We start from the raw sequence: 14,285 nt of genomic DNA on the forward strand, positions 1-14,285 counted from the left end.
TTCATAAATTTTATTCATCTTTTTAGCATGTCAGACACTCAAAAACATGAATACTTTTCGGTTATTCATGTTTTAGCCAGGCATTATACGTAACCCAAGCAACCCGATGAACGTTTTTACCTATCAACAGTGATCGATAATACGGATTATCACAAAATTTAGATAGATGCTATGATAAACAAACGCAAATGTAAATAAGAATAATTAATTGGATACAATATAATGCGATATAGCGCCTAGGAGGAACGATATGAGAAGAGAAAAATGGTTGTTTTCAACAACATTGGCTATAAGTTTGATGCTGGCAGGTTGCTCAACAGGAGGGGCTGAAAGTGCAGATAGTGAGGCTGCAAGTAACTCCAATGCGAAAGCGGAAGTGGAACAGGTCATCACCGTGACGAACAGTGGTGAATTGGGAACTTTGGATAACGCCTTAGCTCCTGATATATCGAGTATGGTCATCATCGGGAACGCTATTGAAGGCTTGTATCGTATCGGCGACGATGGCGCATGGGAACTCGGGGTTGCTGCAGAGGAACCAAGCGTCAGTGAGGACGGTCTGGAATATACCTTTAAGATCAAGGAGGATGCGAACTGGTCCAACGGAGATCCGGTTACGGCGGAAGATTTTGTCTATACCTATCAAAAAATTGTGGATGCGAACACCGGCTCTCCCAACGTGAACAAGTTTTATGTCCTGAAGAATGCCCAAGCAATCAATGGCGGTACAGTGGATAAAACGGAACTAGGTGTGGAAGCCATCGATGAAAAAACAGTCAAATTTACTTTGGCGTATCCGACCACTTATTTCAAGGAACTCTTAGGGATGGTCGCTTACCTACCGCAGAACCACACAGTGGCCACGGAATGGGGCAGCGCGTACGGAATGAACAGTGAGAATACCGTCTACAACGGGCCTTTCATCGTGGAAGGCTGGGAAGGCACAGACCTGAACTGGTCCTTTGTTCCGAATGAAGCATATTGGGATGTTGAAAATGTGCAACTCGACCAGATCAATTGGGAAGTCACGAAGGATGTGGCGACGAACGTCAATCTTTTTGAATCAGGCGATGTCCAATTTACCCAAATCGGCAACCCGCATATAGAACAATATGAAGGCTCCGATGCTTTGGTCACTGAACCTAAAGCTTTGGTCGGCTACCTGTGGTTCAATCAAGATCGAACTAGCACGGGAAATGTTCATTTGAGAAAAGCCTTGTCACAGTCTTTCGACAAGGAGGCCTATGTTGAAACTGTCCTGAATGACGGATCTGTTCCTTTAAACGGCCACGTTCCTTCAAACTATGCCTATAATCCGGAGACGGAAGAAGATTTCCGTACAGAAAATGGCGACTTGAGCGTGACTGATATTGAAGCTGCTCAAGCAGAATGGGAACTTGCAAAAACTGAATTGGGCATTGAAACGTTGGAAATTGAGCTGCTGACATCTGACGCTGATACATCCAAAACGACTTCTGAATTCCTGCAGGCTGAATGGCAAAAAAATCTGCCTGGACTGACTGTCACCATCCGAAATGTTCCTTTGAAGAGTCGTCTGGAAGCTACCGCCAATGGTGAATACGACATTGCCTACGGTACCTCGACCCCGAGCTATGCGGATCCGATCGCCTTCTTGGATATGTACGAATCAACGAATGCTATGAACAGCTCCCATTACGACAATGAGGAATATGATGCGTTGCTTGCCTCTACAAGAAGCACCTATGCAAACGATCCGGAAAAACGTTGGGAAGCTTTGCTGGCAGCAGAGAAATTATTATTGACCGAAGATGCCGTAGCCGCTCCGATTAACCAAGGAGCCAACGCAAACTTGGTTGACCCTTCATTGAAGGATGTCCAAATACAACCCGTCGGAATTCCTATGTACTTCCGTACCGCCTATGTCGCGGAATGATGAACTGATATAAAGAGAAACTCCCGTCCTTTCAGGTGAGCCTGAAAGGACGGGAGTTTTTTGTTGCATGGGGATAAACTGCCCAGGGGCGGAGCTCGGGCCGGCCGCCTTTTTTGCGCGTAAAGATGGATAACTGGCCGTTATCCATCTTTTACCCACGCACAAGCGAAACCACGCAACCCGGTGTTCGCTTTTCCCTGTCAATACTGTTCGGAATCGTGTGCTTTTCAGGCCGTGGCTGCGATGATAGACTGTGTCTATGAATCAAAGCCATACAGAAAAAAGCAAAGAAGAGGAAAGTACTTGTTGGATAGTCCTTCAGAGAGCTCTTGGTTGGTGAGAAAGAGCGGACGGCAGCACAGGAAAAATGGCCTCGGAGTTGATGCGCTGACAGGGAGTTTCCTTCAGGCGCGTCCGGACGCCCCCGTTAGACAGGCAGCAGTATTGAGGATGATGAATCCCTCTGTACTGATTGAGATGGCAATCGCAAGATTGTCATGAAGCAAGGTGGTAACGCGATCTAACCGTCGTCCTTTCTGGAATCGATCCAGAGGGGCGATTTTTTATTACACTTTCTATTACACTTTATTAAACTTTAGGAGGAATATACATGACAGACAATAACAGAAGAAAATTGATTTTTGACGCTTTCGACAACAAAGAAACGGAGCGTGTGCCGGTTGGCTTTTGGTTTCACTTTGTTTTCGGTGATGATCAATTCCGTGGTTTGGAGGACAGATCGATTTTGGATCGAGTGATTGACGGGCATACGGATTTCTACGACGCATTCAACCCGGATTTCGTGAAAATCATGAGCGATGGCTTCTTCGGCCATCCCAGCCTGTTGGAAAAAACGATCGAGCATGCGGATGACCTGTACAACGTCAAAGCTGTTGGGCCGGAACATCCGTGGATCACGGAGCAGGTCAAGACGGTCAAGCAAATCAAGGAATCCTTCAACGGTGAAATCGCAACCTTCTATAATATCTTTTCGCCAGCGAACTATATCCGGATCGCCTTCGAAGCGTGGGATAAGGATCCCGAAAAATTCACCCGTTTCTTTGAGACGGATCCCGGCGCACTCGCATATGCGGCGAACGAAATCGCCAAGGACGTGGCGCTGCTAACGCAAAAAATCATCGAAGAAGCAGGCGCGGACGGCATCTACCTGAGCGTTCAGAATGTCCAAACCAGCGCGGCCACGAAAGAAGCTTACCAGACCTACATCGCGCCGAGTGAATTGGACGTGTTGGCTGCGGCAAATGCAGTCAGCGACTACAACATCCTGCATATCTGCGGCTATGAGCATAACCAAAACAACTTGGCGTACTACCAGGACTATGATGCAAAAGCATATAACTGGGCGGTCCATACCGAAAAAATCAGCCTGAAGGAAGGCAAAGACTTCTTCGGCAACAAAGCGGTGATCGGCGGTTTCGACAATAACGCAGGCACGTTGCTGGATGCAGGGAAAGAGGCGGACATCGCCCAATACACAGCCGACCTCATCCAAGAAATCGGCGACACGGGCGTCATCATCGGAGCGGACTGCACCGTCAATCCCGAGATTGAACTGGATCGTTTGACATTGGTCCGGGATACAGCTGCGGGTGTGTCGGGCAAGAATCGCAAACAAGCGACCCCCTCGGCATAATCGAATTGAACAAAGCAGGCGCCGGTGTTCGGCACAGGCGGTCAACCCTGATAGACAATCGGTATTATTTTTAACCGAACAGCCGTGATAGAATCAAGCACATAGCTAAAACAGCCGTCATCCTAAAAAGCGGAAGGCAAAGAAAGGAGGGGTCTCATGGTCGGGATTGTCATCATCGGTTGCGGGGACGTTTCGAAACAGAGGCACGCCCCTCTAAGCCACCAAAATGAAAAAGTCGATTTGATTGGATTCTATAACCGCACCATCGCCAAAGCAGAAGCTTTCCAAAAGAGGTACGGCGGGAAAGTCTACCAGAACCTGGATGAAATCTGGGAAGACGGAACAGTCGATGCCGTCATCGTCGCGACGAACGAACAGTCGCACAGCCCCATCACCATCGCCGCCCTGGAAGCAGGCAAGCATGTGCTTTGCGAAAAGCCGATGGCGGATTCGGCGGCCGAGGCAGAACGAATGCAGCAGGCAGCCGAGAAAACGGGTAAAAAGTTGATGATCATCCATAACCAACGGCTTTATCCCGCGCATCAGCTGCTGAAAAAATTACTGGCGGAAGGGACGCTCGGGAAGATCCATGCCTACCGGACGACCTTGGCCAACCAAGGCCAGGAAAATGACGGCTGGGGTACGGCATTCCCTGATTTCTACGACCGCATCGGCCATACGAACGGGGCTTTGGCTCAAGTAGGCGTTCACCGCATCGACTTGTTGAACTACTTGTTCAGTGAAGATCCCGTCATCGCAGTATTGGCGCACACCATGACACAAGGCAAACAGTTGTCTGACGGCAGCCCGGTCCCATATGAGGATTATGCGGTGCTGCAATTACAACATCGCTCGGGGATACAGGGAACGCTGCTGACCCACTGGTTCGATTATTCGAACGATAGGCAGACCGTCATCTACGGCGAAAATGCCACAGTCGCGACGTATGCGGACGGGCATCCGGTCGCACTCTACCGGAAGAACGGGGAAAAGACCTATCTGGATGATCTGGCGCAAGGCGATTCTTATACGGAACCGTTGACTCCAATCGTCGACAAGTTTATCGAAAGCATCGAACAGGATACCGTTCCCTTCGTCACAGCGGAGCAGGGGATAACCGCATTGCGCATTCTTGCCGCCGCCTATCGGTCACAGGAAACGCAGACTTGGACACCAATCGAGCAGGAGGACGCACACTATGACAGAAAAATTTAATGGAAGAAAACGAATAGAAGCAGCTCTCGCAAAGCAACCTTTGGACAGACCGGCCATTTCCGGTTGGCGTCACATGCCATTAGTCGATCGGGACGTCGAGGCGTTCACCGCAGCGACGATCGCATTCACCGATGAGAACGATTGGGATCTGATCAAGCTGATGTCGCAAGGGCAATTCTTCGCTGAAGCCTATGGAGCTCCTATCGAATTCTCGACAGATGCGAAGGAATGGGCAGGCAAAATCCTGGAGTATCCGATCCGGAGCGCGGAAGATTTGACGCGCTTGAAGCCGTTACGAGCCGATAACCCTGTTCTCCAGCGCGAAGCCGCTTTTGCCAAGAAAATCGTGGATCATTATCCAGGCGAAAAAGTGGTCGTCGGCACCGTCTTCTCGCCTTTGTCATGGGTGAAGCAATTTGCGCCAGGCAACGATTCGATCGCGCATATCGTCGACGGACCGGAAGAAAGCCCAATTGCGGATTTCCTGGAAAACCATCGTGAGGAATTGAAGGCGGCGCTCGATGTGCTGCATGCCTCGAATAAAGTGTTTGTGGACGAATTGATCGCGGCCGGCGTGGACGGTTTCTTCATCGCCGAGCAGTACAGCCAACGCGGCGATATTTCCGAAGCGGACTACGCAGCTTTCGCCAAACCTTATACGGATGACCTTTTGGCTTACATCAACGACCGCACCTGGTTCAACATCCTGCATGCACATGGGCATGTCGATCTGGCTGTGGAACGTTTTATCGATTACGATGTCCAGGCAATCAACTGGGAAGACGGCAGCGATCACGCGGAAGATCCGACCCGCTTGAGTTTCCGTAAGCTGCGGGCACTGACGGACAAACTGCTGATCGGCGGCATCTCGCCAAAAACCGATCTGACGTTTTCGGATAATGCTCAGGAAGTCGAGGATTTGCTGGTCGATCGATTGGCGGATGTCCTCGCCGAAACCGGCGATACGGGCATTGTATTTGCACCGGGCTGCGCAATCTCATTGGAAGCCAACCCGGATTTTTATCAACGCATCAACGCCGCCGCCCAAAAAGTGAGCACGACGACCATAAACACAACGAACCATTAAAATAATTGATAACACAGGAGGAGTAGAATATGAAGAGAAGAAGATTATTGACGACAGTAAGTTTATTGGGGGCAGCATTTTTGGCCGGATGCGGTCAGACGGATGCGGAAACGACGAGTGAGGCAACGAGCAGTTCCGCAGCTGAGACGGTGGAAGTGACAACAGTTACAGTCGCGCATACGCAAAGCTCCGCGCCGATGAATTATGTGGATGAGAACGGCGAATCCACCGGCTATGAAGTCAGCGTTCTGAAAGCCATCGATGAATTGTTGCCGCAATATGAATTCGAATACGTGCCGACTTCCGACGAAGACCTGCTGATCGGGATCGAATCAGGCAAGTATGATGTCGGAACAAAAGGCGCTTGGTATACAGAGGAACGCGCGCAAAAGTTCATCTTCCCTGAAAATTATATCGGTGCCAGCAGCATCGGCGTGCTGATCCGTTCGGAAGATGCCGAAGAAATTACCGACTTGGAGTCGTTTGCGGCTGCAGGCAAGAGCCTGGTTCCGATTTCGCCAAATAATGCACAGTACAACGTGATCGAGGACTTCAATGCGGAACATCCGGATACACCAATCGAACTGACTGCGGCTGATGTATTCGAAATCGCCGACGCCTACACCTGGTTGTTGGAAGGACGCTATGATGGCTACTTCGCCGTTAAGACCGCTTATGAAGTGAACGTGCTGGCAGAAGGCGCGCCGTACAGCCAATACAGGGATGACTTCGACTACTTCGTCTACGAAGCGCTGCCGACTTGGCCATTGTTCAACAAAGAACAGCAGGAACTGGCCGACGCCTATGACGAAGCCTTCCTGCAATTGGAAGAAGACGGCACCATTGATGATTTGATGATCGAGTTCCTTGGCGAAAATACATTCCAATACGTGAAAGAATAACAACAAGAGTGCCGACGGATGACAACACAGACAAGGAGGAGGATAAAAGATGAATCGTCCATTCGATATCGCTTATATTTGGAAGGCCGTGCCGGAAATTTTATCCGGTCTGGGCGTAACGCTGCAATTTTTGATCGGTACAATCGTGATCGGGGGTCTTTTGGGATTCCTGGCTACCTGGGCAAGGCTCAGCGGTCCGAAATGGCTGCGGGCAATCGTCCATAGCTACATCTGGATCATCCGCTGCACGCCTTCGATCGTCATGATGTTCTTGGTCTTTTACGGCTTGCCGGAGGTGCTGTTGGGCACCTTCGACATCGACATCAACAGCTGGAATCGCCTCAACTTTGTCGTCGTTGCCTTGTCGCTCCTGTTTTCAGCGCCTTGTTCGGAAACCATGCGGTCGGCTTACTTGGCCGTCGCAAAAGTGCAGCGCGAGGCTGCCCTCAGCATCGGCCTCACCGAAGCACAAGCATTCAGAAGGATCGTTTTACCGCAGGCTCTTGTGAGTGCATTGCCGAATCTCGGCAACTCGTTCATCTTGCTGATGAAGGAGGGGGCTTTGGCCTACACGATTGGCATCATCGACATCATGGGCAAAGGCCAACTGATCATCGCGCGCAATCTCGGCGGTTATTCGATCGAGACGTACATCGCGTTGGCGGGCATCTATTGGCTGCTGACGCTGGCGATCGAGAAGGCGTTCAAGCTGGCGGAAGACAAATTATCGGCAGGAAAACAACCGCTGCGGGCGGCATAGGAGAGAGGAGCGAGACGCATGACCATTGATTTACCTTATGTGCAGGAAATTCTGATCCTTGTGTTGAAGGGCATCCCGACAACGCTGCGCTTGACCTTTATCCCCTTGCTCATCGCGCTGCCGTTTGCTTTCCTGATTGCCGTGGCGAGACAGCGGAACATCAAAATACTGGCCCGCGTTTCCCAAATTTATGTATCCTTCATCAGGGGAACGCCCTTGATCGTCCAGATTCTGGTGATGTACAGCCTGTTCCCGAGCCTGCTGAACGTGCTCGTGAAAAGTTTGGGGCTCGATTACGACGTCTTCGGCATCAATCCGATTTATTACGCCTACATCGTTTTCACTTTGAATACGATCGCGATCCTGTCGGAGGTTTTCCGTTCGGCCCTCGAAACGGTCGACAAACGCCAACTTGAGGCGGCCCTTTCGATCGGGCTGCTGCCGGTCCAGGCCTATAGTCGCATCGTGATTCCGCAAGCGTTGGTGGCGGCAACGCCGAACTTGTGCAACAGCACCGTCAATCTGCTGAAATCGACCTCGCTTGCCTTTCTGATGTCGGTACAGGACATCACGGCCATCGCCAAGACGGAAGCGGCATTCGGCTACAACTATCTGGAGTCATACCTAGTGATTTTCATCGTATACATCGTCCTCTGCTCGCTCGTTCAGGTATTCTTCCAACTGCTGGAGCAACGCTTGTCCCTCTACAAGCGCGGACGTAAAATGACGGTAAAATCAGAAAATGATAACCAACCGGAGTATTTTGAAGGCGAACGAAAGGAGCGATACCATGCTGGCATTGAAGAATATTCATAAGAAATTCGGCGAAACGGAAGTGCTGAAAGGCGTGGACATCGAAGTCGAAAAAGGCGATATCGTCGTGATCCTGGGCCCAAGCGGTTCGGGCAAGACGACCTTGTTGCGCTGCATCAATTTCCTGGAGCGCGCCGACGAAGGCTCTCTGCATTTCGATGAAATCCAGACTGAATTTTCGAAAGCAAGCAAAAAAGACATCAACGCTGTAAGGAAAAAATCGGCATTCGTTTTCCAAAACTATGGCCTGTTCGACAACAAAACGGTGTTGGACAATGTCACCGAAGGCTTGATCGTCGGGCGGAAAGTGCCGAAGAAGGAAGCCATCGAAACCGCCATCCGCGCTTTGGAAAAAGTCGGCCTGAGCGATCGCTTGGCTTACTACCCTTCGCAGTTGTCCGGTGGCCAGCAGCAGCGGGTGGGCATCGCCCGCGCCTTGGCGGTGAATCCGGACGTCATCCTGTTCGACGAACCCACCTCGGCTTTGGATCCGGAATTGGTCGGTGAAGTGCTGCAGGTCATCCGCAAACTCGCCGAGGAAGGCACCACCATGGTCGTCGTCACGCATGAGATGACCTTCGCCAAAGAAGTGGCCAACCGCGTCATTTTCATGGACCAGGGCGTCATCGTAGAAGAAGGCACACCGGAAGATATTTTTGGAAATCCGAAAGAAGCCCGCACCAGAGGGTTCCTGCAGCGGATCCTGGCCCGGGTTTGATCCCGGAACAATCCCCTGCATCGCTCGTCCTGCCGTTCACAACGGGGGACGGGTTTTTTGTGTTTCGTGATGTATCGGTTGTGCCTATCACACGTGTTCGGAAATCGGAATTATCCTAAAGGCTGCTGCAATGGTAAGCTACTTGTACATACATATCAAAGAAATGAATTCCAACATAGGGATAAAAATAATGAAAATCGTCAGGAGGAACAGTATGTTAAAAGATAAATGGGTCATCACTACAACGCTAGCAATCAGTTTGGTGTTGGCGGGCTGTTCGACTGGTGATGCCGCAAATACAGAAAGCAGCGAAGGCACGGCTGCTTCATCAACCGCCGCCGCAGCCGAGCAAGTCATCACAATCACGAATACAGGGGAGTTGGCCTCCTTGGACAACGCCGTTTCGGCCGACAACGCCAGCTTGGTGGTGCTCGAGAACGCAAATGAAGGTCTTTACCGCGTCGGTGACGAGGGCGTGTTTGAACTGGGTATCGCAGCCGAAGAGCCTGTCGTCAGCGAGGACGGACTGGAGTATACCTTCAAAATCAGGGAAGATGCGAACTGGTCGAACGGTGATCCGGTGACCGCGGAAGATTTTGTCTATACCTACCAGAAAATTGTGGATCCGGCGACGGCTTCCCCGAACATCAATAAACTGTATCCGTTGAAGAATGCGGAAGCGATCAACAATGGGGAGTTGGACAAAGCGGAACTGGGTGTCGAAGCGATCGACGAGAAGACCGTGAAGTTCACTTTGGGCAATCCTACCGCTTACTTCAAGGACCTGTTGGGGACGTCTTCCTACTTGCCGCAGAACCACCAAGTGGCGAGCGAATTGGGCGGCGCCTACGGAACGAACAGTGAAAACACTGTCTACAATGGACCTTTCGTCGTGGAAGGTTGGGAAGGCACGGATCTGAACTGGTCGATGGTTCCGAACGAAGCCTATTGGGATGCGGAGAACGTCCAATTGGATCAGATCAATTGGGAAGTCAGCAAGGAAATTGCCACGAACATCAATCTGTTCGAGTCCGGTGAGGTCCAGTTGACGCAAATCAGCAATCCTTACATCGAACAGTATGCAGGCTCCGACGCTTTGGTGACGGAACCGAAAGCTCTGTCCGGCTATGTCTGGTTCAACCAAGGCCGCACGAGCACCGCCAATGTCCATCTGCGGAAAGCCTTGTCCTATTCGTTCGATAAGGAAGCTTATGTGGATACCGTTTTGAATGACGGTTCCGTTCCTTCGAATGGTTTTGTGCCTTCCAATTACGCCTTCAATCCGGAAACCGATGAAGATTTCCGCGAAGAGAGCGGCGATTTGGCCGTCTACGATGTGGAAACGGCACAAGCCGAGTGGGAAACCGCGAAGGAAGAACTGGGCATCGAAACGCTGTCGCTCGAATTGCTGACTTCCGATACGGAAACATCCAAGACAACGGCCGAATTCCTGCAATCGCAATGGCAAGAGAACCTGCCGGGCTTGACGATCACGATCCGCAATGTGCCTTTGAAGAGCCGGATGGAATCGACCACGAACGGTGACTATGATATCGCCTACGGAACGTATACGCCGAGTTATGCCGATCCGATCGCCTTTCTGGAGATGTATGAATCCACAAGCGGCCTGAACAGTTCCCGCTTTGCGGATGAAGGTTACGATGCTTTGCTGGACGACACCAGAAGCGCGTATGCCAACGATCCGGAAAGCCGTTGGGAAGCGTTATTGGCGGCCGAAGAAACACTGATAGCCGAGAACTCCGTGAATGCGCCGATTTATCAAGGAGCCAATGCCAATCTGATCGATCCGTCCTTGAAGGATGTGCAGATCCAACCGGTGGGTGCAGCGATGTACTTCCGCACGGCCTACGTGGAAGAGTAAACGGACAACAGACCGAAAACAAGTACGTGAGAAAATATCCGCTTAACGGACTGCCTCGTGAAGGCGCCCGTTAGTCGGATATTTCCTTATACCGATAAGAAAAGCGTCAAAGAAAGGCGGATGAGGAATATGTACGAAAATTTATTGGAACGATTCATCGCATACGCAAAGGTCGACACGCGGTCGGACGACAGCAGCTACACGGTGCCGTCCACGCACAGCCAAGTGACATTCGCCCTGGAATTGGCGAAGGAACTGATCAGAATCGGTTTGGATGAGGTCGAATACAATGAAACGAACGGCTTCCTGACGGCAACCCTGCCGAGCAATACGGCAGAAGCAGTGCCGGTCATCGGTTTCATCGCACATCTGGACACAGCCGATTTCAACTCAGTCAATGTCCGTCCGCAGGTTCACTATGCTTATGATGGCGGTGACATCGTCCTGAACGCGGACGAACAAATTATCCTTTCGCCGAAGGAATTCCCGCGACTGCGCAACTACATTGGGGAGACGGTCATCACGACGGATGGTACGACCTTGTTGGGCGCCGACGACAAAGCCGGCATTGCCTCGATCGTGACCGCCTGCGCGCAATTCATCGCGCATCCGGAACGGAAACACGGGAAGATCCGCCTCGCTTTCGGACCCGATGAGGAACTGGGAGCTCGCGGGGCGAAGCTGTTCGATGTGGACCATTTCGCGGCCGACTTCGCTTACACGATCGATGGCGGACCGATCGGAAATCTGACCTACGACAACTTCAATGCGGCCCAAGCGGAGCTCATCATCCGCGGTACGAGCGTACATCCCGGTTCCGCAAAGGATACAATGGTCAACGCTTTACTGGTCGCCAGTCAATTTGCGACAGCTTTGCCTCAGCACGAAACGCCCGAACGCACTAGCGGCTACGAAGGCTACTACTTCCTGACTTGCCAGAGCGGGACCGTCGATGAAGTCAAACAGACCTATTACATCCGCGATCATGACCGGGAAGGCTTCGCAGCCCGCAAGCGTTTCTTCGCCGAACAGGTAGCGGCCTTCAACTCCCAATTTATCGAACCGCGTATTTCATTGAAAATTTTCGATCAGTACTATAATATGCGCGACATCATCGAGCAGCATCCGGTCGTCGTTGATTTGGCGGTCCAAGCTTATGAATCCTGCGGCATCACGCCGGTCTTCAAACCGATGCGCGGCGGTACGGACGGCTGCATCATCTCCCACAAAGGCTTGCCGACCCCGAACCTGTTCTCCGGAACCGAAAACGGCCACGGGAAATACGAATTCGTGACACTTGAGACGATGGAGAAATCCGTTGACGTCATCATGGCTATCGTCGAACAGAATGCCGCGCGGAGTGGAACGTTTCTGCTGGAATACGACTTGTCCTTAACGCAATCTGTCAAAAAGCGGGTATAATATACTTAACAGATAGCACTAAGGGAGGATGGATTGTATGGGTGAAATGGAAAAGCTGATGAAACAGTTGAACAATTTCGTGATGAAACACGGCGAGGACTATGATTCTGTGGAGGAAGCAATCGAAGCATTCATGAAACTTTCCAACGAGGCGGGTGCCAAGGGAGCAGCGTTCACAGCCGGAGAATTGACTGCTGAAGAGAAGGCGAGCGAAGAGTTGGAGAAGCTGGAGTTCGCGACTTCCGAACGCGAACACGCGGCTATATTGGAGCGTGCCTTGAAATTGGATCCGGATAATCTGGAAGCGAGACTCTATCAGCTGGATCCTGAGTCACTCGAATTCATCCATGAAATCAAGAAACTGGTGGCGTTCGGAAAGACGGTGCTGCAAAAGCATGGTTTGGATGATGAAGAGTCCATCGGAAAATATTGGGGAATCGTCGAAACCAGGGCATACATGCGCGTCAAGGCGCTCTATGCCGAAGAACTGCAGCGACGTCGGATGTTGACAGCGGCCGTGAGGGAATACGAGGATATGTTGCGGTTGAGTGTGGGGGATAACATGGGAGCCCGCTACATTCTGATGGGTATCTACTGTCAGTTGGAACAACTGGAAAAAGCCAAAGAACTTTATGAACGCTACCCCGAAACATCCGCCCAAATGCTGTTGCCGCTGATTCTGCTGTCGTTGAAATACGATGATGAGCTAAGCGCAAAACGCTATTACAAAGATCTGCAGAAAGAAAACAAAAACTGCAAAAAAGTTTTTGGCCGGATGGAGTTTGATGTAGAAAGTATGTTTGACGCAACGGATGCTGCCGATTATCTTGCGGACAGCGAAGAAGAACTCTATATCGCGATTTCCAATGTGATGGCCGATTTTGCGGTTGTGCCGGACATGTACTATTACGAATGGCTGAAGAAAAATCTGATCAAACCGACCGCATCCCGGAAAGGGACCCAGAAGAAAAAATAGTTGCCTGATTGCTCAATAAAAAAAGCCGATAAGGAAACGGAATATCCGTGACCTTATCGGCTTTTTGCCCATTACTGGCTATATGTTTTTGGGCACTGTTTTCTTCCTACTTCAAACAGTCTTTGTGGAATTGCAGATGTTCTTCTATGAAGGAAGCGATCGTGAAGTAACTGTGGTCGTAACCGTCCAATTTTTCGTAGTTCACTTTTTTACCTTCAGCGGCTTGCAGGAAGGCTTCCTCGTTCAGCTGGACAGCATAAAAGTTGTCAGCGGTCCCTTGCGAAATATGGATAGGGGGAGCGGCAGGGCTTTCCGCAATCAAGCTGGTCGCGTCCCAGGCTGCCCAATCTTTTTCATCCGACCCCAAGTAGGCGGTGAAGGCTTTTTGGCCCCAAGGAACCTGCGACGGATTCAAAATAGGTGCGAAAGCGGAAATGGATCGGTAGCGTTCCGGATTTTTCAATCCGATGACCAACGCTCCGTGTCCGCCCATCGAGTGGCCCATGATGCTCTCTTTTCCTGAAAAATTGGGAATCAGAGTGTAGACAAGTTGAGGCAGTTCTTTCGTCAAATAATCATACATCCGATAATTTTTTGCCCACGGTTCCTGGGTCGCGTTCAGATAGAATCCGGCGCCTTGGCCCAGATCCCATTTTTCGTCATCCGCCACATCCGTTCCGCGCGGAGAAGTGTCCGGCATGACAACTGTCAACTGGTGTTGGTTTGCGTATTTTTGGAACGCGCCTTTTTGGCTGAAGTTGTCGTCGGTGCACGTCAATCCTGAAAGCCACCAAACCAAAGATGTCCGCTTGTTGTCTGTTTGTTTCGGCAGGAACAGGCTGAAAACCATGTCGCAATCCAGCGTTTCAGAATAGTGACGGTATTTTCTTTGTTCGCCCTTAAATACTTTATGCGTTTCGATCAAGGTTGTTGTCATATCT

Annotated in this window: 11 protein-coding genes, 1 pseudogene and 1 other annotated feature; of the genes and pseudogenes, 11 read left to right on the forward strand and 1 reads right to left on the reverse strand. The window is 50.8% G+C overall.

Annotated elements, in window-relative coordinates; translation table 11 throughout:
• The first annotated feature begins 250 nt into the window (after positions 1 to 250).
• The 11 genes and pseudogenes from C7R56_RS08635 (at position 251) to C7R56_RS08690 (ending at position 13,344) form a co-directional block, all read left to right on the forward strand.
• Positions 251 to 1,915, forward strand: a complete 1,665-nt coding sequence (locus tag C7R56_RS08635) for a peptide ABC transporter substrate-binding protein (protein ID WP_107996312.1) — start codon at positions 251 to 253, stop codon at positions 1,913 to 1,915.
• A gap of 278 nt (positions 1,916 to 2,193) precedes the next feature.
• Positions 2,194 to 2,453 (forward strand) — a binding site (T-box leader).
• 72 nt (positions 2,454 to 2,525) lie between these two features.
• On the forward strand, positions 2,526 to 3,569 hold the full coding sequence (locus C7R56_RS08645) for a uroporphyrinogen decarboxylase family protein (protein ID WP_107996316.1): 1,044 nt from the start codon (positions 2,526 to 2,528) through the stop codon (positions 3,567 to 3,569).
• A 156-nt stretch (positions 3,570 to 3,725) separates the two neighbouring features.
• A complete protein-coding gene (locus C7R56_RS08650; protein WP_107996318.1) occupies positions 3,726 to 4,784 on the forward strand; it encodes a Gfo/Idh/MocA family protein in 1,059 nt (352 codons plus the stop codon).
• Positions 4,768 to 5,871, forward strand: a complete 1,104-nt coding sequence (locus C7R56_RS08655) for a uroporphyrinogen decarboxylase family protein (RefSeq protein WP_107996320.1) — start codon at positions 4,768 to 4,770, stop codon at positions 5,869 to 5,871. Before C7R56_RS08650 ends, C7R56_RS08655 begins: the two co-directional genes overlap by 17 nt.
• 29 nt (positions 5,872 to 5,900) lie before the next feature.
• Positions 5,901 to 6,773, forward strand: coding sequence for a transporter substrate-binding domain-containing protein (locus C7R56_RS08660; RefSeq protein ID WP_107996322.1), 873 nt, complete (start codon positions 5,901 to 5,903; stop codon positions 6,771 to 6,773).
• Positions 6,774 to 6,822: 49 nt separating this feature from the next.
• Positions 6,823 to 7,533, forward strand: a complete 711-nt coding sequence (locus tag C7R56_RS08665) for an amino acid ABC transporter permease (protein WP_107996324.1) — start codon at positions 6,823 to 6,825, stop codon at positions 7,531 to 7,533.
• Between the two features lie 24 nt (positions 7,534 to 7,557).
• Positions 7,558 to 8,235: pseudogene (locus C7R56_RS08670) on the forward strand (amino acid ABC transporter permease); the annotation flags it as partial.
• 88 nt (positions 8,236 to 8,323) lie between these two features.
• A complete protein-coding gene (locus C7R56_RS08675) occupies positions 8,324 to 9,064 on the forward strand; it encodes an amino acid ABC transporter ATP-binding protein (RefSeq protein WP_107996328.1) in 741 nt (246 codons plus the stop codon).
• Between the two features lie 214 nt (positions 9,065 to 9,278).
• Positions 9,279 to 10,946, forward strand: coding sequence for a peptide ABC transporter substrate-binding protein (locus tag C7R56_RS08680; protein WP_107996330.1), 1,668 nt, complete (start codon positions 9,279 to 9,281; stop codon positions 10,944 to 10,946).
• 129 nt (positions 10,947 to 11,075) lie between these two features.
• Entirely contained in the window at positions 11,076 to 12,368 is a 1,293-nt protein-coding gene (gene pepT, locus C7R56_RS08685; RefSeq protein WP_107996332.1) for a peptidase T, read from the forward strand.
• A 37-nt stretch (positions 12,369 to 12,405) separates the two neighbouring features.
• Positions 12,406 to 13,344 carry a hypothetical protein gene (locus C7R56_RS08690; RefSeq protein ID WP_107996334.1) on the forward strand — a complete coding sequence of 313 codons (939 nt, stop codon included), beginning with the start codon at positions 12,406 to 12,408 and terminating at the stop codon, positions 13,342 to 13,344.
• A 106-nt stretch (positions 13,345 to 13,450) separates the two neighbouring features.
• Here the strand turns inward: C7R56_RS08690 and fghA are convergent, their stop codons facing one another.
• Entirely contained in the window at positions 13,451 to 14,281 is an 831-nt protein-coding gene (fghA, locus tag C7R56_RS08695) for an S-formylglutathione hydrolase (protein WP_107996336.1), read from the reverse strand.
• Between the last annotated feature and the right edge of the window lie 4 nt (positions 14,282 to 14,285).

The organism is Trichococcus paludicola, assembly GCF_003052295.1.
In the GTDB taxonomy this organism is placed as follows: Bacteria; Bacillota; Bacilli; order Lactobacillales; family Aerococcaceae; genus Trichococcus; species Trichococcus paludicola.

What these genes read in the sequence shown, in the direction of transcription:
- C7R56_RS08660 (WP_107996322.1), top strand. Translation starts at nt 5,901, where the DNA reads ATGAAGAGAAGAAGATTATTGACGACAGTAAGTTTATTGGGGGCAGCA.
- C7R56_RS08655 (WP_107996320.1), top strand. Translation starts at nt 4,768, where the DNA reads ATGACAGAAAAATTTAATGGAAGAAAACGAATAGAAGCAGCTCTCGCA.
- pepT (WP_107996332.1), top strand. Translation starts at nt 11,076, where the DNA reads ATGTACGAAAATTTATTGGAACGATTCATCGCATACGCAAAGGTCGAC.
- C7R56_RS08675 (WP_107996328.1), top strand. Translation starts at nt 8,324, where the DNA reads ATGCTGGCATTGAAGAATATTCATAAGAAATTCGGCGAAACGGAAGTG.
- C7R56_RS08680 (WP_107996330.1), top strand. Translation starts at nt 9,279, where the DNA reads ATGTTAAAAGATAAATGGGTCATCACTACAACGCTAGCAATCAGTTTG.
- C7R56_RS08645 (WP_107996316.1), top strand. Translation starts at nt 2,526, where the DNA reads ATGACAGACAATAACAGAAGAAAATTGATTTTTGACGCTTTCGACAAC.
- C7R56_RS08690 (WP_107996334.1), top strand. Translation starts at nt 12,406, where the DNA reads ATGGGTGAAATGGAAAAGCTGATGAAACAGTTGAACAATTTCGTGATG.
- C7R56_RS08635 (WP_107996312.1), top strand. Translation starts at nt 251, where the DNA reads ATGAGAAGAGAAAAATGGTTGTTTTCAACAACATTGGCTATAAGTTTG.
- fghA (WP_107996336.1), bottom strand. Translation starts at nt 14,281, where the DNA reads ATGACAACAACCTTGATCGAAACGCATAAAGTATTTAAGGGCGAACAA.
- C7R56_RS08665 (WP_107996324.1), top strand. Translation starts at nt 6,823, where the DNA reads ATGAATCGTCCATTCGATATCGCTTATATTTGGAAGGCCGTGCCGGAA.
- C7R56_RS08650 (WP_107996318.1), top strand. Translation starts at nt 3,726, where the DNA reads ATGGTCGGGATTGTCATCATCGGTTGCGGGGACGTTTCGAAACAGAGG.